Consider the following 22,466-nt stretch of genomic DNA (forward strand, 5'->3'; position numbering starts at 1 on the left):
TTAAAATATAATTTTTTTAAAAACATGAAAAACAAACTAACCACAGAACAAACGTCTGGTTATAATGATTTGGATAAAATGAGTACTGTAGACTTGCTCTCAAACATGAACAAAGAAGATAAAACAGTGGCTTATACAGTTGAAAAAGTGCTGCCTTCAATTGAGAGATTAGTAGAGGATATTTACAGTAAAATGAAGTCTGGTGGTAGATTATTTTATATAGGAGCAGGAACAAGCGGACGATTGGGAGTACTCGATGCTTCTGAATGTCCACCAACGTATGGCGTTCCAGATAATTTGGTAATAGGCATTATTGCAGGGGGCGATGTGGCATTACGAAAAGCAGTGGAAAATGCCGAAGACAATAGCGAAATGGCATGGAGAGATTTACAAGAATATAACATCACAAAAGACGATGTGCTTATAGGAATCGCTGCATCAGGCACAACGCCCTATGTTATTGGCGGGGTTAAAGCTGCAAAAAAACAAGGCATTATTACGGGCTGTATTACCTGTAATAAAAATTCGCCGCTGTCTTTAGAAGTGAATCACCCAATTGAGTTGGTTGTTGGCCCCGAGTTTGTTACCGGTAGCACCAGAATGAAGGCGGGAACAGCTCAAAAACTGGTTTTAAACATGATTTCGACAACGGTTATGATTAAACTGGGAAGAGTAAGAGGTAATAAAATGGTAAACATGCAGCTTTCAAACAAAAAACTAGTAAACAGAGGGGTAAGAATGATAATGAACGAACTTGAAGTTGATGAAGAAAAAGCAAACCAGTTATTATCTAAACACAAAAGCATCCAAGAAGCCATTGATAGATTTAATTTAAATAACAAAAATGAATAAGTTTCTAATCATATCCGTAATTTCTATTTTTGGTTTTATCTCGTGTAATTCCAATAAAAAACAACCTAATAGCAACCCAACAAGTATCGATTTGAGTACGCAATGGGTAGATAGCTTGTATAACAACATGTCTCTTAAGGAAAAAGTAGGGCAATTGTTTATGGTCGCTGCTTATTCAAATCGAGATAGTATCCATACGGGTTTTATCAAAAACCTTACTCAGGATTATCATATTGGAGGTCTAATATTTTTTCAAGGAGACCCCGTAAATCAAGCAAATCAAACCAACAAGTACCAAGCCATCTCTAAAGTGCCTTTGTTTATAGGTATCGATGGCGAATGGGGTTTAAACATGAGGCTGGATAGCACCTCAAAATACCCATATAATATGACGCTTGGAGCTATAAAACAAAATCATGTTATTAAGCGTATTGGAAAACAAATAGGAAAGGACTGTAAAAGGTTAGGGATTCACATAAACTTTGCTCCCGTAGTCGATATCAATACAAACCCAAAAAATCCTATAATTGGTGTCCGTTCTTTTGGAGAGGATAAAATCAACGTAACAAAAAAAGCCATTGCGTTTACCGAGGGTTTACAAAGCGAAGGCGTATTGGCATGTGCGAAGCATTTTCCTGGGCATGGCGATACTGATACAGACTCGCACAAAACATTGCCTACCGTTTCCTTTACAAAAGAACGGATTGATTCGGTTGAACTTTACCCGTACAAGCAATTGTTCAGCAAAGGCATTACGGGCGTTATGGTTGCCCATTTAAATGTGCCTGGTTTAGAGCAAGAAAACGGATTGCCTTCTTCTCTGTCGCATCAAATAGTTACAAATGTTTTAAAAGAAAAATTAGCATTTAAAGGACTCATTTTTACAGATGCCTTAAATATGAAGGGAGCCGCTAACTATAAAGAACCGGGAGATATAGATTTAGCGGCGTTTAAAGCAGGTAACGATGTATTACTTTTTACTGAAGATGCTCCCAAAGCCATTTCTAAAATTATGGAGGCATACAATACCAACGAAATAACCGAGGAGCGCTTATCCCATTCCGTAAAAAAGATTCTTACTGCTAAATTTAATGCAGGCTTAAATCATTTTAAACCTATTGAAGTAAATAATCTTTTAAATGATTTGAATAAAGGAATCAATGATACTTTATATGAAGAGGTTATCAATAATGCAATTACGCTAATAAAAAATGATGATGCTGTGTTGCCATTACAAAAGAAATCAAACGAAAAAATAGCATTATTAAAATTAGGAGATGGTAGAACCGAAGCGTTTTTAAATGCCATAAAATTAAAAACTAGTGTTACTGATGTTTCTAATTTATCACAAAAAAATCTATCAAACGAACTTAAAAAATACGACAAGATAATTGTTGGTTACCACCGCTTAAATAGTAGGATAACCAAAGCTATTTCGAATAAAGATAGAATGCTAATTGAAAACCTGTCAAAAAACCATAAAGTAATTTTAACTGTATTTGCAAGCCAGTACAGTTTGCAAAACCTGTCTCTTGAAAATGTTGAAGGTGTTATTGTTTCCTATGAGAATTCAGAATGGGCAAACAATATTTCTGCACAAATTATTTTTGGAGAAGCCGAAGCCAAAGGGAGATTACCAGCCTCAATATCAAAAATTTTTCCTACGCATTATAGTGTGTCAATGATACAAAACGATTAAACAAATTTTTGGTTAACAACAAACATATTAATAATTCTAAAACGTAGAAAAAATGAAAAAAAACTTACCACTCAAATTATTATTTGTATTAACTTTTGCAATATTTCAAACCGTTTCAGCACAAGAATTAATTACAAAAGGCGTGCACCAATTACAAAAAGAGGAATTTGGAAAACTAACCACATACGTTAACAAATCTGATACAAAAAATAAGACAGAATCTATTATTGGTTTAAACCAATCAAAAGCAACCACCTTAAACAAAAAGGTATTTGGATTTTTACCATATTGGGAACAGAGTGCTAGTGCGCACAGCAATATTCAATACGATTTATTGACCCATGTTGCGTGTTTTGATTTTTTGGTGCAGCTTGATGCTTCGATAAGTACACCCGCAGGTTGGCCCTGGACTACAGAAATAAACGCTGCACATGCGGCAGGCACTAAAGTAATTATGACCGTTGTTAACTTTGGTGGGGCAGACGGAGCTGATGCTGTTGCATGGGAATTATTTACTAATACCACTAAAAGAGATATTTTCTTTGCTAATGTTAAAAGTATAATTCAAACCTATAATTTAGATGGGGTTAATATAGATTTTGAAGGTATGACCTCAGCTCACAGAGGTGCAGAATTGAATACCTTTATGGCTGAATTAACGGCGTATATACATGCTGAATTACCGGGTAAAGAAGTGTCTTTTGATGGGCCTGCTGTAAATTGGGGAGGATGGATTATTGATGATTTGGTAAACAGTGTAGATTATTTAATTGTTATGGCATACGATTATACGGGGTCTTTTAGCTCAAATTCTGGTCCGGTGGCACCATTGACACATCACACATCTTGGAAACGTTTTGTTACAAGAACCATAGAAACAGGTACTTATGCGGTGCCAACTGCTAATAATCCAGAAAAGTTGATTTTGGCAGTGCCGTACTACGGCCAACATTGGAAAACGGCAACAAATGCTCCCGAGTCCGCGGTAACTAAATATATAGGGTCAACCCGATATAGAAACACGGTAACAGAAGCCGACAATTATGGTGGTTTTATTTGGAATTCGGATTTTCAATCACCTTGGTATAGATGGAACGATGGTACCGATTGGAACCAGGTTTGGGCAGATAACGAATTAAGCATCTCCAAAAAGTTCGATTTGGCTATTGCCAATAATTTAGGAGGTGTAGGTATGTGGGCATTAAATTATGATGGCGGTCGGCCAGAACTTTGGGATTTGATAAATATAAAATTTGGTGCAACAGCCTCATTAAGTGATGTTTATAATGAGGAGATCAAAATTTATCCAAATCCAACCTCAGATTTTGTTCACATCTCAAATAATAAATCTATAAAAGGTATCAAAATGGAAATGTTTAGTATTTTAGGTGCATCTGTTTTAAATGTATCCAAAGATTCTAAAATCATAAATATGAGTCATTTAGAAAACGGAATGTATTTTTTAAAGATTGAAGATGAAAACGGAAAGCAAGCAACTTTAAAAATTGTAAAATCAAATTAAAACTTTAAGCACACCTGAAAGCCATAATTAAAAACACACACATATTATGAAATATATTGTATTACTCTTTTTAGCCTTAACAGCTTGTAATTCGACAACTAAAAAAAAGCAAGCCCTAAATGAGGCTACCGTAAACCAACCCGTGGAAGCTAAAGCAATTGTTACGGGAGCAAATCAAACCAACAAATATTTACCTCTTTTAAAAGGTAAAAATGTAGGTATTGTGGCCAACCAAACCAGTGTTATTTTTAAGGACGAAAGCGATGAGTCGCATACCCATATCGTCGATTCGCTTTTGGCGCTAAACGTAAATGTTACCAAGGTATTTGCACCAGAGCATGGTTTTAGAGGTGTTGCTGATGCTGGCGAATATATTGAGGATGGCGTTGATGAAAAAACGGGTTTACCTATTTTTTCACTTTATGGAAAAAACAGAAAATCGCCTAAAGAATTTTTAGAAGGTGTAGACGTTATGCTTTTTGATGTTCAGGATGTTGGGGTTCGGTTTTACACTTATATATCCACGCTTCATTACGTTATGGAAACTTCCGCAGAACTCAATATTCCGGTAATTGTGTTAGATCGTCCAAATCCTAACGGCCATTATATCGATGGGCCTATTTTAGAAGAAGACGTTACAAGTTTTGTGGGCATGCACCCCGTTCCCATTGTTTATGGGATGACCATTGGCGAGTACGGAAAGATGATAAATGGAGAAAAATGGATGGATAACGAAATCCAATGCGACCTTACTGTCGTGCCATTACAACATTATACCCATGATTCGGAATATGATTTGCCCATAAAACCGTCGCCTAATCTGCCCAATGCGAAATCTATTAATTTATATCCAAGCGTGTGTTTTTTTGAAGGCACTACGGTGAGTTGCGGGCGCGGAACCGAAATGCAATTCCAAATTTTCGGTGCACCTTTTTTACCTGAGGATAAATTTGATTTCAGTTTTACGCCTCAGCCAAATTTTGGGGCTAAAACACCCAAACACCAAGGAGAGCTATGCTTCGGAAGGGATTTAAGAGATGTTGAACGGCTTGCTGAGGTTAAACTCGATTGGTTAATTGAAGCTTATAAATCCACAGCAGATAAAACCAAGTTTTTTAATAATTTCTTTCCTAAATTGGCAGGAACTAAAAAATTACGGGAACAAATAGAAAATGGTCTTTCTGAAGAAGCGATTAAGGAAACATGGAAACCCGGATTGGAAGCGTTTAGCAAAACCAGGGAAAAATACGTGTTGTATAAATAAAAGGATTACATGAATATTGAAGCCTCTACTGTAAAGGATTTTAATGCATTATCAACTATTTTGGAAGGCGAGTTGTTTACCGATGCACTCCACAAAACCATTTATGCTACCGATGCCTCTGTTTACAGAAAACTGCCTTTAGGCGTGGCGTACCCAAAAAGCAACCAGGATTTAAAAGCGCTGATTGAGTTTGCAGTAAATAATAAAATCACGCTTATTCCAAGGGCTGCGGGCACCTCGTTAGCGGGCCAGTGTGTGGGCGATGGTTTGGTGGTAGACCTATCAAAACACTTCACTAAAATTGTAAGTTTTGATGAGCAAAATAAAACTATAACCGTACAACCCGGAGTAATACGGGATGAGCTCAATAATTTCCTAAAACCCTACGGACTGTTTTTTGGCCCCAATACATCCACAAGCAATCGGTGCATGATTGGCGGTATGGTAGGAAACAATTCTTCGGGGACAACCTCTATTAAATATGGCGTTACACGAGATAAAGTACTGCGGTTAAAAACCATTTTAAGTGATGGTTCCGAGGTGGTTTTTGAGGATTTAAACACAGAAGAATTCCTTTTAAGAACGAAAGGGAAAAGTTTAGAGAGCAGCATTTATAAAACTTTACATCACGAGCTTTCCAATACCGATAACCAATTAGAAATTAAAAAAGAATTCCCTAAGCCATCCATCCACAGAAGAAATAATGGTTACGCCGTCGATGCGTTGTTAAAATCAAAAATATTTGGAGGCGATGAATCTCAAATCAACCTATCAAAATTAATGGCCGGTAGTGAGGGCACTTTGGCTTTTACTACGGAAATCACCTTAAAATTAGACGACGTGCCGCCATCCAAAAATATAATGGTGGCAGCGCATTCTCATTCCATTGAAGCCATTATGAAAGCCGTGGTAATTGCCATGAAGCACAATTTATACACCTGTGAATTAATGGATAAAACCATTTTGGATTGTACCAAGAATAATAGGGAACAAATCAAAAACAGATTTTTCGTTGAAGGCGACCCAAAAGCAATTCTTATGTTGGAAATCTGTACTGATAACGATGCGGATTCCAATGCCTTGGCAGACGCTTTAATTTCTGATTTGCAAAAACATAAATTAGGTTATGCTTTTCCAAAACTAATTGGGAATCAAATAAATCAAGCTTTAGAACTTAGAAAAGCCGGATTGGGTTTGCTCGGAAATATTATAGGCGACAATAAAGCTGTTGCCTGTATTGAAGATACCGCAGTCGATTTAAAGGATTTGCCAAATTATATTGCTGAGTTTTCAAAAATGATGGAAGATTTCGGACAAAATGCGGTGTACTATGCGCATGCTGGTGCTGGCGAATTGCACTTAAGGCCTATTCTTAATTTGAAAAAACAAGAAGATGTCGTGCTGTTCAGGGAAATAACGTCCAAAACAGCAGAATTGGTTAAAAAATATGGGGGCTCTTTTAGTGGCGAGCATGGAGATGGCATTGTGCGAGCGGAGTTTATACCTAAAATGATCGGCGAAAAAAACTATGCCCTTTTAAAACGAATCAAACAAACCTTCGACCCCAATAATGTTTTCAACAAAGGGAAGATTATCGATGCCTTTTCAATGGACGAAAACCTGAGATATGAGGTAGATCGGGTGGAGCCGGATATATTAACCATTCAAGATTTCTCCGATAGTTTAGGCATTTTAAGAGCTGCCGAAAAATGTAATGGTTCTGGCGATTGCAGAAAGCTTCCTGATGCCGGTGGTACCATGTGCCCCAGTTACAGAGCAACAAAAAACGAAAAAGACACTACCCGGGCAAGGGCAAATGCATTACGGGAATTTTTAACGCATTCCGATAAAAAAAACAAATTCAATCACAAAGAATTGTATGAGGTTTTCGATTTGTGTTTAAGCTGTAAAGCATGTGCCAGCGAGTGCCCCAGTAATGTGGATATAGCAACTTTAAAGGCAGAGTTTTTATATCAATATCACAAAGAAAACGGTCTGCCTTTAAGAAGTAAACTCTTTGGAAATAGCACGAACCTTAATAAGTTAGGCAGCATAACGCCACGGTTAACCAATTTTTTGTTGAATACCAAAATCACCAAAAACTTTTTGGGGATTGCATCACAACGAAGCATTCCAAAATTGGAAGCGATTACATTTTTCAATTGGTACAAAAAGAACAAAAAAAGACTTGATACCGCGCCCTGCAAAAACGGTGAGGTTTATCTTTTTATTGATGAATTTGTGAATTATTACGATGTGCCCGTTGGTATTGACGCCATCGAGCTTTTAACCAGTTTGGGTTACAAAGTAAATATCACTAGTCATAAAGAAAGCGGTCGTGGTTTTATATCCAAAGGCATGTTGGGGAAAGCAAAAAAACTGGCTGATTACAATGTTGGGTTTTTTAAACATCTCATTTCTAATGATGCGCCATTGGTAGGCATCGAACCTTCGGCAATTTTAACCTTTAGGGATGAATACGCAAGACTTGCAGACGATAAAGAAGCGGCAAAAAAAATTGCCAAACACACCTTTACCATTGAAGAGTTTATAGCACGTGAGTTGAACGAAGGACGAATAAATTCTAACCAGTTTACAGCAGAAAAACAGGTGGTTAAAATTCATGGGCATTGCCATCAAAAAGCTTTGAGCAGCATGGAATCAGCTTTTAAAATGCTTAGCATTCCTAAAAATTATACGGTTACAATTATTAATTCCGGTTGCTGCGGAATGGCAGGTTCCTTTGGTTATGAAAAAGAACATTATGCATTAAGTATGCAAGTAGGCGAGGACACCCTGTTTCCAAAAATAAGAAACATGGGTGACCAAACGATTATTGTCGCTTCGGGTACGAGTTGTCGCCATCAAATTAAAGACGGCACAGATAAAAACGCTAAACACGCCATAAGTGTGTTAAGGGCAGCACTTTTACAGCCACATTAATTAGTGGGCTTATTATATTTGACTGGACATTAGGTTGAGGGAATTACGGTTACCTAATTTACCTTTTGAATTATGTCAAAACGCAAAAGAGATTACGCCACAGACTTTAATAAAAAAGCTGTAGAATTAGTTAAGCTAGAAGCAATATAGCCCAAGTATACATAGAATTGGATATTCCTTTCTCAGTATTGAGTCGCTGGCGAAGAGAATATAGTAAAAATAGTCTTCCAGGACGCGAGAAACCAAAATTAACAGAAGAACAACGCGAGATTGCCAACCTGAAGAAACAATTAAAAGATATGCAATTAGAACGTGATATCTTAAAAAAAGCGATCAACACCTTCTCCTAGAGCGACAGGAGAAATTTAGGTTCATAAAACATCAAATGAGCCAAACATTAAGTACTAGTGATACTATCATTCCTGCTTTCAATATGGCTGTAACATCAAATACGATAAGTAAGGAATTAATATTCCATTCTGATAGAGGAACTCAATACGCTAGTTATAAATTTACCAATATCTTAAAAAGTTATAAGGGGCTTATAAAACAATCTATGAGTAGAAAAGGAAACTGCTGGGATAATACCGTAGCAGAATCTTTATTTAAAAGCTTAAAGGTCGAATGGGTATATAAACACAATTACTGGCTTAGGTCAGAAGCTGAGTTATTTATATTCCAATGGATAGAAACCTGATATAACAGAAGAAGGAAACACTCTTCTTTAGGGTATACATCTATAGAAGAAATTAAAATAGAAATGTTTAATCAAAAAGTAGCTGGATGACTCTTATTCAATTGTCCGCTTTTTGTTGCAAGTCCATTATTCCACTCATATTATTTAGTTTTACAATAACACTTATTCTGAAGAATCTCTAACAATTAATTCAGCATCAAAAATTATTTTATTTAAGCTTTGCTTTACTTCTGGATTTGCAACTCGCTCTAGAAAGGTTTCAGCTGTAAGTCGACCAATTTCTTTACTATGTTGATTAATGCTAGAAATGGTTGGCGAAACTAAAGATGTAAAAGGCTCATTGCCAAAACCAACTAAACGCATTTGGTTCGGAACATCTATATTATTTTCATTTAAAACTTGAAGTGCACCAAGAGCGGCATAATCTCCAGCTACATAAACGGCATCAGGTTTGTTGTTTAGTTTTAGTAGATTTTCCATTTCGCGCCTGCCATCTTCAAGCGTTAATGCGCTCTCAATAATTAAGTTGTTATCTAAGGGCAAATTATTCTTATTAATAGCATCAACATATCCTCTTATTCTGTTATTAAAAATTCGTGTTCGTCTATATCCACCAATATGTGCAATTCTTTTACAGCCTTTTGAAATTAAGTGTTCAATAATCATATGACTACTATCATAATCGTTAATTCCAACATAATCTACATTTAAGTCGTTTTCACCTCTGTCGAATAATATGAGTGGAATACCTTTTGATTTTATTTTTTCAAAATAAGACAAGTCAACGGTTTCGTTTGCCATAGAAGCAATGATACCATCAACTTGAGTAAATAAAAGTGTGTCAATATTTTTGCACTCTTTTTCAAAGGATTCATTAGACTGGGTTATAATAATATTATAGCCAGCTTTGTTAAGTACATCTTCCATTTGTTCAATAACAGATGAAAAGAAGTTACTATTTGTCCTAGGTACAATAACACCTACCAAATTACTTTTTCCTTTTCTTAAAGCGCTGGCTAAATGATTGGGTTGATAGTTTAATGCTTCAGCAACACGTTTAACAGCTTCTTTAGTCTTTTTACTAATTCTAGAATCATCATGCATAGCTTTAGAAACTGCTGCAGATGAAATGTTTAGCTCATTAGCAATGTCTTTTATTGTTGTTCTTTTTTTATTCACCTAGTTTTTATATATTTGCTTAATCGTTTAAGCAAAAGTAATGCTTTAACATTTAAAAATCAAAATCTATTCGTTTTGATTTATTTTTAAATCATTTGGTTAAACGATTAAGCATATGCATATTGTATAACTAATTAAACTAACATTCAAAATGAAAAAAGTAGTCACTTTTGGGGAAATTATGCTAAGATTAGCACCTCAAGGATTTTTAAGATTTTCGCAGGCATCAAGTTTCGATGTTATATACGGTGGTGGAGAATCTAATGTAGCTGTATCGCTAGCTAATTATGGTGTGCCTGTAGATTTTGTAACACGCTTACCAAAAAATGATATTGGTGAATGTGCCATGATGGAAATGCGTAAAAGAGGTGTAGGTGTAGATAAGATTGTTTATGGAGGAGATCGTTTAGGGATCTATTTTTTAGAAACTGGTGCGGTTAGTAGAGGAAGTAAAGTGGTTTACGATAGAGCACATTCCGCAATTTCTGAAATTGAACCAGGGATGGTCGATTGGAAATCTGTTTTTAAAGATGTGGCTTGGTTTCATTGGACTGGTATTACACCAGCCATATCTCAAGGAGCAGCTGATACTTGTTTAGAGGCCGTTAAAGTTGCTAGCGAAATGGGAGTAACCATTTCAACTGATTTAAACTATAGAGCTAAGCTTTGGACATACTGTGACAAAATACACAGAGAAAAAGTTATGAGCGAATTAACTTCTTATTGTGATGTTGTATTAGGTAACGAAGAAGATGCAGAGAAACATTTTGGGATTCACCCAGAAGGATTAGATGTACATAAACACGGTCACGATGTAAAAGCTGAAGCGTTCTTATCTGTTTGTAAGCAAATGATGGAAAAATTTCCAAGAGCTAAAAAAGTAATAACTACTTTAAGAGGTTCAATTTCTGCATCTCATAATACTTGGGCAGGTGTTTTATATGATGGAAAAAAGATGTACGAAACCCGTCAGTACCAAATTACAGATATTGTTGATCGTGTTGGTGGAGGCGATTCTTTTATGGGTGGATTAATTTACGGCTTATTAAAATATCCTGAAGACGATCAAAACGCATTAGACTTTGCAGTAGCAGCATCCTGTTTAAAACATACTATAAAAGGAGATGCGAACTTAGTAACAGTTTCAGAGGTAGAAAAATTAATGGGAGGTGATGCCTCTGGTCGAGTAGCAAGATAATATAAATGTTCATTCGTTTATCTGTTCAGTTGTTTATTCAATTTAACAGATAAACAAATACACGATTAAACAAATACACATTTAAAATGGCACAATTTACACGAATAGAAGTTGCGAATGTTATGAAAGAAACTGGGATGATTCCTTTGTTTTTTAATAATAATATTGAATTAAGTAAACAAGTATTAAAAGCTTGCTATGATGGAGGAGCAAGATTAATGGAGTTTACAGCAAGAGGCGATTTTGCCCATGAAGTTTTTGGCGAATTAACAAAATACGCTATTAAAGAGTTGCCCGGAATGATTATGGGAGTTGGCTCTGTTACAGATGCTGCAGCTGCATCATTGTATATGGCGTTGGGTGCTAACTTTATAGTTACACCTGTTTTAAGAGAAGATATAGCTATAGTGTGCAATAGGCGAAAAGTATTATGGTCTTCAGGTTGTGGTACATTAACAGAAATTGCTAGAGCAGAAGAACTAGGATGCGAAATAGTAAAACTATTCCCTGGGGATATTTATGGACCACAGTTTGTAAAAGGAGTAAAAGGTCCACAACCTTGGACGAGTATTATGCCAACAGGAGGTGTGTCTCCAACTAAAGAAAACTTAAAAGGTTGGTTTGATGCTGGTGTAACTTGTGTGGGGATGGGTTCTAAACTTATTTCAAAGCATGCAGATGGTACTTATGATTTAGCAAAAATTGAATCGGATACCAGAGCAGCACTTAGAATTATTAAAGACTTAAGAAAGTAATTCTAATTTTTTTAAGGCTAGTTGTTTTTAATTTGAGGAAATATTAATTATTTGTATTATAAGCCTTTATGAGAAGTATTGTAAATTTTGGGCAAAAAAAAACCACCTATTGGTGGTTTTTTAACTTTAATGGTTTTTAGTTACCACCAGCTTCTTTAATTTTTTCTTTTGCAGCATTTGCAGCATTATCTACAGTTTTATCAGCAGCATCAACTGCTTTATCTACAGCTTCACCAGCAGCATCAGCAGCGTCTTCAATAGCATCACCAGCATCGTCAACTGCATCCTCAACAGCGTCAGCAGCATCTTCTACAGCTTCCTCAGTTGCTTCAATAGCATCTTCCATTGAATCTTCAGCTTTTTTAGTGTCTCTACAAGACGTAAATGATAAGCCAAATACTAGTAATAAAGCAGTGCTTAAAAATAATTTTTTCATCGGTTTTTTGTTTTAGTGTTAATTTTTTAAAAATCTATATTACGAATTTAATAACTTCTTGTTAAAATCTATTAAAATTGTGTTAAATTTTTAACATTTACTATTAAAATCATTCTATATACGCAAATAATCGAGTATTTGGATGACGGCACCTTTGTTTTTTTTAATATAGTCTAAATTTTTCTTGCCAGAATTTATTCTTTTGTCTTCATTTTCAATAAGTTCATTTAAAATACTATTGAATTCTTTTTGATTAGAAATTGAAAACATGCCATTAATATCAATCATCGATTTGGCTTCAGGAAATTTGGAATGGTTATTCCCAATAATAATAGGAATACTAAAAACTGCGGGTTCTAAGGTGTTATGTAAGCCTGTGTTTCCTATAGCACCACCAACATAAGCAATATCTGCGTAATTATATGTTTTAGATAATAAGCCTATAGTATCGATAATAAAAACTTGTGCTTTAGAGATATCATTTTCTTTTTTCTCACTAAATAAAATAGTTTTAGCATTTAATTTTTCTTTTAAGCTTTTTATTTGTGCACTATTTATATTGTGTGGTGCAATAATAAACTTTATATTTTTCGCCGCTTTATTGTTTATATAGTTTATAAATAAATTTTCGTCTGGAGACCAAGTGCTTCCTGCTACAACACATAAGTTGTTAGCTTTAAAGGCCTCAATAAAATCTAAACGGTTATCCTGATTTAATTGGCTATACACCCGATCGAAACGTGTGTCGCCAGAAACGGTTACCGTATTATAATTTATAGAATGCAATAGCGTTTTTGAGGTTTCATTTTGGGTGAAAATATGATCGAAAGTAAACAAAGCATTTTGCAATGTTTTCCCATAGAATTTAAAGAACGATTGGTTTTCTCTAAATGCTGCCGAAATTAATATGGCGCGTAATTGTTTCCGTTTTAATTCATTTAAAAAATTAGGCCAAATATCATATTTAACAAAGAGAGTAAGTTCTGGATTTACTATATTTAAAAAGGTTTTAGCGTTCTTTTTTGAGTCTAACGGCAAGTAAACAACAACATCTGCAATAGGTGAATTTTTACGAATTTGGTAACCTGAAGGTGAAAAAAAAGAGAGTACAATTTTATGTGTTTTGTAATGTTTTCGTAAAGCCTGAAAAACTGGAAGACCTTGTTCGTATTCGCCTAAAGAAGCACAGTGAAACCAAAGCGTTTTGTCATCTTTATTAATATTTCTTTTTAAAATATTAAAAGTTTCAGAGCGTCCGTTAACACCTTCTTTAATTTTTTTGTTAAATCGTGCAACACATTTTAACCCAAAATGCGCTAAATAAATTCCTAAATTATAAATTAAACTCAATTTTATTTCTTTAATGCTAAAATACATTTCTTTAAAATAAATACGTTGGTTAACGCTTATGAATTTTGTAATTTCGCTACATTAAAACTCTTTAAGAGTATTCATTAAAATAGAGTTTGTTTATTTTTTAAAGATAAGCGAGCTGTAAATTTTTTTAGATGAAGAAAATTCAAATGGTAGACCTTAAGGGTCAATACAATCAAATAAAAGATGTTGTAAACTCTTCAATTCAAGAAGTTATTGAAACTACATCGTTTATAAATGGCCCAAAAGTTCATGAATTTCAAAAGAATTTAGAACAATATCTCAATGTAAAACATGTTATTCCGTGTGCAAATGGAACCGATGCTTTGCAAATTGCAATGATGGGTTTAGGGTTAAAGCCAGGAGATGAGGTTATTACTGCCGATTTTACTTTTGCTGCTACTGTAGAGGTTATAGCATTGTTAAATCTAACACCTGTTTTAGTAGATGTTAATCCTGATGATTTTAATATTAATATTGAAGCCATAAAAAAAGCGATTACTCCAAAAACAAAAGCTATTGTACCCGTGCATTTATTCGGGCAATGTGCCAATATGGAAGCTATTATGAAGCTTGCAAAAGCTCATAATTTATTTGTTATTGAAGATAATGCTCAAGCGATTGGTGCTACTTACACCAATAAAGATGGCACTAAAGCAAAGGCTGGAACCATTGGTCATGTGTCGTCTACATCATTTTTCCCATCAAAAAACTTAGGCTGTTATGGCGATGGTGGTGCTATTTTTACAAATGATGACGATTTAGCACATAGTATTAGAGGTATTGTGAATCATGGGATGTACGAGCGTTATCATCATGATGTTGTTGGTGTGAATTCCCGTTTAGATAGTATTCAGGCGGCTGTTTTAGATGCAAAATTGCCGTATTTGGACGATTATTGTGATAGTAGAAGAAATGCTGCTAATAAATACGATGCCGCATTTAAAAACATTAATAATATTGAAACACCTTTTAGAAGCGGTAGTGATGATAGTCACGTGTTTCATCAATACACATTAAAAGTAAAAGGTATAGATAGAGATGCCTTGGTAAAACATTTAAACGCACATGATATTCCGTGTGGTGTCTATTATCCAATTCCACTTCATTTACAAAAAGCATATGTAGATTCTCGTTATAATGAAGCAGATTTTACTGTTACAAATCAATTAGTTAAAGATGTTATTTCGTTACCAATGCATACAGAATTAGACGATGAGCAAATTGAATATATTACATCAACTCTTATAAAATTTATAAATGGATAAAATATTAGTTACCGGTGGTTTAGGATTTATAGGTTCACACACCGTTGTAGAATTACAAAATGAAGGTTACGAAGTTGTTATTATTGATGATTTATCAAATTCTTCTGAAAAAGTTTTAGATGGGATTACATCAATCACCGGTAAGAAACCATTGTTTGAAAAATTAGATTTAAAAGATAGACCTAAAGTTGAAACCTTTTTTGAAAAACATAATGATGTAAAAGGCGTTATTCATTTTGCAGCAAGTAAAGCGGTTGGAGAAAGTGTACAAGAACCATTACTTTATTATGAAAATAACATTAGTACTTTAGTATATATTCTTAAGGAATTAAAAAAGTTGCCATCTGCAGCCTTTATTTTTAGCTCTTCTTGTACAGTTTATGGTCAAGCCGATGAGTTACCAATAACTGAAAATGCCCCAGTAAAACAAGCTGAATCTCCATACGGAAATACCAAACAAATAGGAGAAGAAATTATAAGTGATACCTGTAAAGTAACACCAAGCTTAAAAGCTATAGCATTGCGATATTTTAATCCAGTAGGTTCTCACGAATCGGCTAAAATTGGAGAGCTTCCAATAGGAGTGCCACAAAATTTAGTGCCATTTATTACTCAAACGGCTATTGGTATTCGAGAGCAATTGTCTGTTTTTGGTGATGATTATCCAACACCAGATGGTACTTGTGTTCGAGATTATATTCATGTAGTAGATTTAGCTAAAGCGCACGTTGTTGCTCTTAATCGTTTATTGCAAAACAAGAACAAAGCGAATTACGAAACATTTAATTTAGGAACAGGAAAAGGAAGCTCTGTACTAGAAGTCGTTAAAGCATTCGAGAAAGTTTCTGGAGAAAAACTTAATTATAAAATAGTAGGTAGGAGAGAAGGCGATATTATTTCGGCATATGCAGATACTACAAAAGCCAATAACGAATTGGGTTGGAAAACAAAATTAACACTTGATGATGCCATGCGATCTGCTTGGAAATGGGAGCAAATTGTTAGGGGTAATAAATAGAATAATTCTTGAAATATATTGAAAAGGTTGCTAAGATTATTTAGCAACCTTCTTTTATTTAATACTTTTCTTCTTCCTAAAACTAGCAATTACCAAAATAATCATACCTGTTGTAACCGATAAATCTGCCATATTAAAAATACCAGTTCTAAATACACCACCTAAATCGATATGCCAAAAATCGGTAACAGATCCGTACACAAAGCGATCGTAAACATTAGCAATTCCACCACCAATAATACTTGAGAATGCAAAAAGAGAAAGATTGTCTAATGTTTTATCTTTTAAAATATGACGCAGTACAAATGCTAAAACAATAATTGGTAAAACAAGTAGTAAAATTATTCTAAGCGTATCATTTAAATCACTACCCATGCCTAAAAAAGCACCCTTGTTTTCTACATTATGTAATGTGAAATAATTACCAATAATTTCAGATTGACTTCCAGCTACAACTTCAGCTCTAACCCAAATCTTTGAAATTTGATCTAAAGCGATTGTAATAATAATTACTGAAACAATAAAAATAGAGCGTCTAGATAGTTTCATTTAGTTATTACTTTCAAAAGTTGCAGAAGCAGTTTCAGACTCTCTATTAATTTTCTTTACCAAACCTTGCAATACTTTACCTGGACCAACTTCAGTAAATAAAGTAGCACCATCTGCAATCATTTGCTGTACAGATTGTGTCCAACGCACAGGCGCTGTTAATTGAGAGATTAGGTTTGCTTTTATTTCAGCTTCATTAATTACAGCATTTGCCGTTACGTTTTGATAAATTGGGCAGTTAGGTTTGCTAAATGTTGTGTTTTCAATAGCTGCTGCTAATTCTTCACGAGCAGGTTCCATTAAAGGCGAATGAAATGCGCCGCCAACTGGTAATACTAAAGCACGTCTCGCACCTTCTTCTTTTAAAGCTTCACAAGCTCTATTAATAGCTTCAACTTCACCAGAAATTACCAATTGACCTGGGCAGTTGTAATTTGCTGCAACCACAACACCTTCAGTTATAGCACATATTTTTTCAACAATATCATCATCTAAACCTAAAACGGCAGCCATAGTACTAGGTTGTAATTCACAAGCTTTTTGCATCGCGATAGCGCGTTGAGATACTAATTTTAGACCGTCTTCAAAATTTAAACTTCCGTTGGCTACTAAAGCTGAAAATTCACCTAAAGAATGTCCCGCAACCATATCTGGTTTAAAACTATCGCCTAAAGTTTTTGCTAAAATTACTGAGTGTAAAAATATTGCTGGTTGTGTTACTTTGGTTTCTTTTAGCGCTTCGGCAGTGCCTTCAAACATCGTATCGGTAATGTTGAAACCTAAAATATCGTTAGCTTGTTCGAATAATTCTTGTGCTAATGTCGAGTTTTCATAAAGGTCTAAACCCATTCCTGAGAATTGTGCGCCTTGACCTGGAAATATATATGCGTTCATAGTTGTTTTTAAATTTTTGATGCTGCAAAAATAGGAATATTATCTTAAAGTATTCAGTCTAAAAATCACAACCCAGTAACCGCAGCCTCTGCACAACGTTCGCCATCCATAGCTGCTGAAATAATACCACCAGCATATCCGCCACCTTCTCCGCATGGAAATAAGCCTTCAATTTCTGAATGTTCTAAATTGTCTTTTCTGGGAATATTTACAGGCGATGAGGTTCTAGATTCTACACCAACAATATTAGCTTCTTCGGTGTAATAACCTTTCATTTTTTGTCCGAATGCTTCAAAACCTTTTCGTAATCTGCTACCTATTAATTTTGGTAAAAGTGAATGCAATGGTGCTGAGTTTAATCCAGGTTGATACGATGTAGTATTCAAATTATTTGATAAGCGACCTTCAACAAAATCAGTTAAACGTTGTGCTGGTGCTACTTGACTTCTTCCGCCGGCGGTAAAAGCTAATTTTTCTAAATTCTTTTGATATTCTAATCCTTTTAAAACCCCAAATTGTTCGTATTTTTTAAAATCTTGTTCAGCATTAATTTCAACTACAATACCCGAATTGGCATACAGATTATTTCGTTTTGAAGGCGACATACCGTTAACAACAACCTCACCGTTTGCAGTAGCGGCTGGCACTATAAATCCGCCAGGGCACATACAAAACGAATACACACCACGCTCATTTACTTGCTGTACCAATCCGTAAGAAGCCGCAGGGAGTAATTCGTGTCGATTACCAGAACAATGGTATTGAATACTATCAATAATATGTTGGGGATGTTCTATACGAACCCCCATAGCAAATGATTTAGCTTTTAAAGCAATCTTCTTTTTATGCAATAAATAATAAATATCTCGAGCTGAATGTCCTGTTGCTAAAATAACGCGGTTAGCCATCATTTCGTTACCATTTAGCAATTGAATAGCTTGTATTTTGTTATTTTTTATAGTAAAATCTACAACGCGTGTTTCAAAATGAATTTCACCTCCATAATTTAAAATGGTTTCTCGAATATTGGTGACCACTTTCGGTAATTTGTTGGTGCCAATATGCGGATGCGCATCGACTAAAATCTGGCTGGTTGCTCCGTGAAATACCAAGTTTTTAAAAATGCGTCGTACATCGCCACGTTTTAAACTTCGTGTATACAATTTACCATCGCTATACGTGCCTGCACCACCTTCGCCAAAACAGTAATTAGAGTCTTCGTTTACAAAATGGTCTTGATTTATGGCTTTTAAATCTCTGCGGCGATCTTTTACGTTTTTACCACGCTCTAAAACAATAGGTTTGAAACCAAGCTCTATACAGCGTAAAGCGGCATACATACCTGCTGGACCAAAACCAATAATATGAATGGGTTTCGCTTTTGAAACATCTTTATAATTAAAGGTGTATTCTGAGTTTTTTGGTAAAGCTTCTTTAATGTAAACTGCAACTTTATAGTTGAAAATTATTTTTGGTTTTCTAGCATCAATAGATTTACGTAGGACTTTAATACCCGTTATATCAGCTCTATCAACATTTAAAAAACTTGCTGATTTTATTGTAAGTATATCGCTGCGCTCTTCGTCTTTAAGTGAGATACGAAGTTGAATTTCTTTTATCATGTTGCGAAATTACGGAAAATATGAAAGGTGGTTAAAAGAATTTAAGAGCTCCTTTTAACTGTCAGCTAAACGCAGTTGTAGAGCTATTAAGATTAGCTTTTGCTGAATATGTATACCATCGTGTTTGGTAATTAGTATTTAGACAAAGCTAATACCATGTTTTGCGCAAATTTCAGATACTTTTTTGAAGTCTGGAGGATCAACAGGAAGTTTTGCTAATTCTTTGAACATAAATTCTATGCCTGATGGGAAAGCAGAAGTAATCATTTTAGCTTTTTCTGTTCCTACAACTTTCCACGAGTGTGGTATTTCTTTTGGAGCAAAAGCTACATCTCCTTCGTTTAATACAGTTGTTTTTCCATCAACCGTTATTTCAATTTGTCCTTTGATGACTCTAAATATTTCATCTTCTTTAGTGTGAATATGTGGCGGAATTCCAATTCCTGGTTCAACATTGTCCACCCATTCAACTATTTGGTTTCCAGTATCGCTACCAATCAGTTTATGGGTTTGAATATCACCTATTACGTTCAAAACATCACCTTCAGAATCTTTAACTATTTTGGGTTCGGTATTGACTGTATGATTCTTTTTTTTAGTGATAGTTTGGCTTTGAATCATTCTAGGAATTAAGACAAGACCTAATCCAACCCCTGAAGTTTTTATGAATTTTTTTCTGTCCATGATTAAATTTTTTTGCAATTTATATTGATTATGCTAGTATAGCAATGCGAAAATTACGGTAAATCCATGGATTTTAGGAGTAGTTAATTTTTTCTAAGGTCTGAGGGAGTAATTTCTGTGTGGGTTTTGAAAAAGTAGCTAAAATAATCTGGGGACGAAAAGCCTAATTCAAAACTGATTTCTTTTATGGTTTTGTTCGAAAATTTTAATGCGTGCCTAGACCTCATAAGTAATTGTTCAATTATGATACTTTTTGAACTTACACTTAGTACTTCTTGTACGCATTCATTCAAGTATTTTGGAGATATATTAAGAAGCTTTGCATAAAAAGCTACTTCGTGATTTTTTAGAATGTATTGGTCGACCAACTTTTTAAATTTGTAGACTACATTTGTTTTGGAATTATTATTTGAAACTATTGACTTAATATTACATTGTCCATCACAGTAGACAAAAAATGTGTTCAGCAGAGAAAGTATGGCATCATCTTTATGATTAAGATGCGATCCTAAAAGTTCATCAATCATTTCAAGTATTGCTTGAGTTCTTTTTTCTATCCCCGGACTTAATTTAAATAATGGAATTTCACCTGAATTGAAAAGCCTTATTTTGTTTATGTGGAGATTGCTTAAAATGGGATTATTTAAAACCTCCTTAGCTAAGTACAAAATATAACCTGAAGAAGTAGTGCTATCTTTTTTTAAGATTTTCCATTGATATTTAGGATCGAGAAAAAAAATGGAATTCGAAACATTTTTATATAAAACATGGTCAATTTCAACACCAAGCACCTCATTTTTAATCCAGCAAACCGCAAAATCATCACTGTAATGTTTTAAAGTACTTTCTTTAATTATTTGTGTTATGTTAATAGAGTCAGGTTTCATTTAATATTAATGCCTTCTTGCATATGAAATCGCTATTAATGTTTTATATCTGCCGTTAAACAAGGTCAACTAGTTTTATGACAAATATAAATTTGGTTATATTCTTTCATAAGTCAAAAACGAAAACTCATGCTCATGGTTTTCATCTTTTGTATGAAAAGTATTAGCTGTTTCTTTCCAAACTGTTGTATCAATTTTTGGAAAAAATGTATCGGCTTCAAAACTTTCGTGCACGCGTGTTAGCTCAATTTTATCGGCTAAAAGCATAGCTTGTTTGTAAATTTCGCCACCACCAATTATAAAGGGTTGTGAATCGTTTTTTGCAGCGTCTAAAGCATCTTCTAGTGAGTTTACTAGAATAACGCCGTTGGGCACTTTGTAATCATGCTGCCTTGAAATAACCACATGCGTTCTGTTAGGAAGCGGTTTCGGGAAACTTTCAAAAGTTTTGCGACCCATAATGATATGATGTCTATTTGTTAGATTTTTAAAGCGTTTTAAATCGTCGCTTAAATGCCAAATAAGTTTGTTACCTAATCCAATCGCATCATTTTCCGCGGCAGCGACAATTATTGTCAATTCTCTTTTAGGTTTTGGGTTTTGGGTTTTAGGTGATGCTTCATTATAAACTTCGCTTTGTGCTATTAAAGTTTCTTCTTTTACAAAACCTTGTTTTAGCTTGTTTATACGTTCTTGTTGTTTTGCTACAAGCTTTTCTAGTTGGTCTTTCTCCCAAGATTTCCCCATAAATTTATGAGTAACAAACACATTGAACGCATGATATAAGAAAAAGAAAAGCCATAACAAAATGGCAAATAAAAACCATTCTTTACCAAACAAAGTAAATTCTTTGCCAATACCTAAAACGGTGTTAGCAAGAATTAAAAAGACACCACCTATTAAAAAAATAACGAAATGGATGTATAAGCGTTTTTTTTGTTTGATGCGTTTTTGTGCATTTTCAATAAGCTCTAATTGAGCTAAATCTATCTGAGGTTTTTGTTTTTTCTTTCCGAACATATCAATTATATAATGATTGTAAAGTTAAAACTTTTAGTAATACCATTAAAAAGATAATTTAGGACTAAAATCGAAAACGTTTTCGATTTTATATCATTAAAATTCAGCTAAAAAATAACTAATATCCTTTATCATTTCGGTAATTTATTAGTTAAAAAAATGAATCCTTTAAATTATTGTAAAGCCATATTATTAAATTGATAATTCTTTGATGTAAAGCATTTTAAATGATTATGAATATTTAATTGTTTTATAAATTTGCAACGTAAAATAGGTTTTAAATAAAAAAAACATAAATCATGGCTATTACAAAACAATATTTAAAAAGCAAACCGATATGTAAAGTTACTTTTTCTGTTCCTGCAGAAGACGCAAAAGAAGTAGCGGTAGTTGGAAGTTTTAACGAGTGGAGTACTGAAGCAACAATGCTTAAAAAATTAAAGAACGGCACTTTTAAAGGCACTTTAAACTTAGAAAAAGATAATTCTTATGAGTTTAGATACCTTGTAGATGGTGCTTATGTTAATGACGAGCAAGCAGATGCTTATGCTTGGAATGATTATGCATCAGCGGAAAATGGTGTGTTAAACGTTTAGTTAAATCCA

General features: G+C 34.4%; 19 protein-coding genes and 1 pseudogene. 11 read left to right on the forward strand and 9 right to left on the reverse strand.

The window, feature by feature from the left end; genetic code table 11:
* Nucleotides 1-24: 24 nt before the first annotated feature.
* The 6 genes and pseudogenes from murQ to RG22_RS17670 all read left to right on the forward strand — a co-directional run bounded on the left by murQ (nt 25) and on the right by RG22_RS17670 (nt 9,067).
* On the forward strand, nt 25-852 hold the full coding sequence (gene murQ / locus RG22_RS10745; protein ID WP_034043072.1) for an N-acetylmuramic acid 6-phosphate etherase: 828 nt from the start codon (nt 25-27) through the stop codon (nt 850-852).
* Entirely contained in the window at nt 845-2,551 is a 1,707-nt protein-coding gene (locus RG22_RS10750; RefSeq protein WP_081997709.1) for a glycoside hydrolase family 3 protein, read from the forward strand. Before murQ ends, RG22_RS10750 begins: the two co-directional genes overlap by 8 nt.
* Before the next feature lie 52 nt (nt 2,552-2,603).
* Nucleotides 2,604-4,073, forward strand: a complete 1,470-nt coding sequence (locus RG22_RS10755) for a glycosyl hydrolase family 18 protein (protein WP_034043074.1) — start codon at nt 2,604-2,606, stop codon at nt 4,071-4,073.
* Nucleotides 4,074-4,119: 46 nt separating this feature from the next.
* Entirely contained in the window at nt 4,120-5,337 is a 1,218-nt protein-coding gene (locus RG22_RS10760) for an exo-beta-N-acetylmuramidase NamZ family protein (RefSeq protein WP_052143713.1), read from the forward strand.
* Between the two features lie 9 nt (nt 5,338-5,346).
* Nucleotides 5,347-8,280, forward strand: a complete 2,934-nt coding sequence (locus tag RG22_RS10765; protein ID WP_034043078.1) for an FAD-binding and (Fe-S)-binding domain-containing protein — start codon at nt 5,347-5,349, stop codon at nt 8,278-8,280.
* Nucleotides 8,281-8,352: 72 nt separating this feature from the next.
* Nucleotides 8,353-9,067 (forward strand): annotated as a pseudogene (locus RG22_RS17670) (integrase core domain-containing protein).
* Nucleotides 9,068-9,139: 72 nt separating this feature from the next.
* Here RG22_RS17670 and RG22_RS10775 read toward each other — a convergent pair.
* On the reverse strand, nt 9,140-10,156 hold the full coding sequence (locus tag RG22_RS10775) for a LacI family DNA-binding transcriptional regulator (protein ID WP_034043080.1): 1,017 nt from the start codon (nt 10,154-10,156) through the stop codon (nt 9,140-9,142).
* A 151-nt stretch (nt 10,157-10,307) separates the two neighbouring features.
* On the opposite strand from RG22_RS10775, the gene RG22_RS10780 reads away from it, so the two are divergent.
* Nucleotides 10,308-11,354: a sugar kinase gene (locus tag RG22_RS10780; protein ID WP_034043082.1), complete on the forward strand. Its 1,047-nt coding sequence runs from the start codon at nt 10,308-10,310 to the stop codon at nt 11,352-11,354.
* 86 nt (nt 11,355-11,440) lie between these two features.
* Entirely contained in the window at nt 11,441-12,109 is a 669-nt protein-coding gene (locus RG22_RS10785) for a bifunctional 4-hydroxy-2-oxoglutarate aldolase/2-dehydro-3-deoxy-phosphogluconate aldolase (RefSeq protein ID WP_034043084.1), read from the forward strand.
* A gap of 136 nt (nt 12,110-12,245) precedes the next feature.
* Here the strand turns inward: RG22_RS10785 and RG22_RS10790 are convergent, their stop codons facing one another.
* Nucleotides 12,246-12,545, reverse strand: coding sequence for a hypothetical protein (locus RG22_RS10790; RefSeq protein ID WP_034043086.1), 300 nt, complete (start codon nt 12,543-12,545; stop codon nt 12,246-12,248).
* 114 nt (nt 12,546-12,659) lie between these two features.
* Nucleotides 12,660-13,895, reverse strand: coding sequence for a 3-deoxy-D-manno-octulosonic acid transferase (locus tag RG22_RS10795; RefSeq protein WP_034045999.1), 1,236 nt, complete (start codon nt 13,893-13,895; stop codon nt 12,660-12,662).
* Nucleotides 13,896-14,053: 158 nt separating this feature from the next.
* Between RG22_RS10795 and RG22_RS10800 the strand changes: the two genes are divergently transcribed.
* Complete coding sequence (locus RG22_RS10800) at nt 14,054-15,187, forward strand: DegT/DnrJ/EryC1/StrS family aminotransferase (protein WP_034043088.1); 1,134 nt, start codon at nt 14,054-14,056, stop codon at nt 15,185-15,187.
* Nucleotides 15,180-16,205 carry a UDP-glucose 4-epimerase GalE gene (gene galE / locus RG22_RS10805; RefSeq protein WP_034043090.1) on the forward strand — a complete coding sequence of 342 codons (1,026 nt, stop codon included), beginning with the start codon at nt 15,180-15,182 and terminating at the stop codon, nt 16,203-16,205. The genes RG22_RS10800 and galE overlap by 8 nt, the downstream gene beginning before the upstream one ends.
* A 54-nt stretch (nt 16,206-16,259) precedes the next feature.
* On the opposite strand, the gene lspA is transcribed toward galE, so the two are convergent.
* The 6 genes from lspA to RG22_RS10835 form a co-directional block, all read right to left on the reverse strand.
* Complete coding sequence (gene lspA, locus RG22_RS10810) at nt 16,260-16,754, reverse strand: signal peptidase II (protein WP_034043092.1); 495 nt, start codon at nt 16,752-16,754, stop codon at nt 16,260-16,262.
* A complete protein-coding gene (fabD, locus tag RG22_RS10815; RefSeq protein ID WP_034043094.1) occupies nt 16,755-17,648 on the reverse strand; it encodes an ACP S-malonyltransferase in 894 nt (297 codons plus the stop codon).
* A gap of 65 nt (nt 17,649-17,713) precedes the next feature.
* The gene (locus RG22_RS10820; protein ID WP_034043097.1) at nt 17,714-19,270 is read right to left on the reverse strand and encodes an NAD(P)/FAD-dependent oxidoreductase; all 1,557 of its coding nucleotides are present in this window, start codon (nt 19,268-19,270) and stop codon (nt 17,714-17,716) included.
* A gap of 138 nt (nt 19,271-19,408) precedes the next feature.
* Nucleotides 19,409-19,954: a cupin domain-containing protein gene (locus tag RG22_RS10825; RefSeq protein ID WP_034046000.1), complete on the reverse strand. Its 546-nt coding sequence runs from the start codon at nt 19,952-19,954 to the stop codon at nt 19,409-19,411.
* An 83-nt stretch (nt 19,955-20,037) separates the two neighbouring features.
* Nucleotides 20,038-20,841, reverse strand: a complete 804-nt coding sequence (locus RG22_RS10830; RefSeq protein WP_034043099.1) for a helix-turn-helix domain-containing protein — start codon at nt 20,839-20,841, stop codon at nt 20,038-20,040.
* 96 nt (nt 20,842-20,937) lie between these two features.
* A complete protein-coding gene (locus tag RG22_RS10835) occupies nt 20,938-21,861 on the reverse strand; it encodes a dihydrofolate reductase (protein WP_034043103.1) in 924 nt (307 codons plus the stop codon).
* Between the two features lie 299 nt (nt 21,862-22,160).
* On the opposite strand from RG22_RS10835, the gene RG22_RS10840 reads away from it, so the two are divergent.
* Nucleotides 22,161-22,457, forward strand: a complete 297-nt coding sequence (locus RG22_RS10840) for an isoamylase early set domain-containing protein (protein WP_034043105.1) — start codon at nt 22,161-22,163, stop codon at nt 22,455-22,457.
* The last annotated feature ends 9 nt before the right edge of the window (nt 22,458-22,466 follow it).

Source organism: Wocania ichthyoenteri Th78, assembly GCF_000789235.1.
Taxonomy (GTDB): domain Bacteria; phylum Bacteroidota; class Bacteroidia; order Flavobacteriales; family Flavobacteriaceae; genus Wocania_A; species Wocania_A ichthyoenteri.

Coding starts and splice junctions, on each gene's coding strand:
- RG22_RS10825 (WP_034046000.1), bottom strand. CDS start 19,954: ATGGACAGAAAAAAATTCATAAAAACTTCAGGGGTTGGATTAGGTCTT.
- RG22_RS10790 (WP_034043086.1), bottom strand. CDS start 12,545: ATGAAAAAATTATTTTTAAGCACTGCTTTATTACTAGTATTTGGCTTA.
- fabD (WP_034043094.1), bottom strand. CDS start 17,648: ATGAACGCATATATATTTCCAGGTCAAGGCGCACAATTCTCAGGAATG.
- RG22_RS10835 (WP_034043103.1), bottom strand. CDS start 21,861: ATGTTCGGAAAGAAAAAACAAAAACCTCAGATAGATTTAGCTCAATTA.
- RG22_RS10760 (WP_052143713.1), top strand. CDS start 4,120: ATGAAATATATTGTATTACTCTTTTTAGCCTTAACAGCTTGTAATTCG.
- galE (WP_034043090.1), top strand. CDS start 15,180: ATGGATAAAATATTAGTTACCGGTGGTTTAGGATTTATAGGTTCACAC.
- RG22_RS10765 (WP_034043078.1), top strand. CDS start 5,347: ATGAATATTGAAGCCTCTACTGTAAAGGATTTTAATGCATTATCAACT.
- RG22_RS10820 (WP_034043097.1), bottom strand. CDS start 19,270: ATGATAAAAGAAATTCAACTTCGTATCTCACTTAAAGACGAAGAGCGC.
- RG22_RS10780 (WP_034043082.1), top strand. CDS start 10,308: ATGAAAAAAGTAGTCACTTTTGGGGAAATTATGCTAAGATTAGCACCT.
- RG22_RS10755 (WP_034043074.1), top strand. CDS start 2,604: ATGAAAAAAAACTTACCACTCAAATTATTATTTGTATTAACTTTTGCA.
- RG22_RS10830 (WP_034043099.1), bottom strand. CDS start 20,841: ATGAAACCTGACTCTATTAACATAACACAAATAATTAAAGAAAGTACT.
- RG22_RS10785 (WP_034043084.1), top strand. CDS start 11,441: ATGGCACAATTTACACGAATAGAAGTTGCGAATGTTATGAAAGAAACT.
- murQ (WP_034043072.1), top strand. CDS start 25: ATGAAAAACAAACTAACCACAGAACAAACGTCTGGTTATAATGATTTG.
- RG22_RS10840 (WP_034043105.1), top strand. CDS start 22,161: ATGGCTATTACAAAACAATATTTAAAAAGCAAACCGATATGTAAAGTT.
- lspA (WP_034043092.1), bottom strand. CDS start 16,754: ATGAAACTATCTAGACGCTCTATTTTTATTGTTTCAGTAATTATTATT.
- RG22_RS10750 (WP_081997709.1), top strand. CDS start 845: ATGAATAAGTTTCTAATCATATCCGTAATTTCTATTTTTGGTTTTATC.
- RG22_RS10800 (WP_034043088.1), top strand. CDS start 14,054: ATGAAGAAAATTCAAATGGTAGACCTTAAGGGTCAATACAATCAAATA.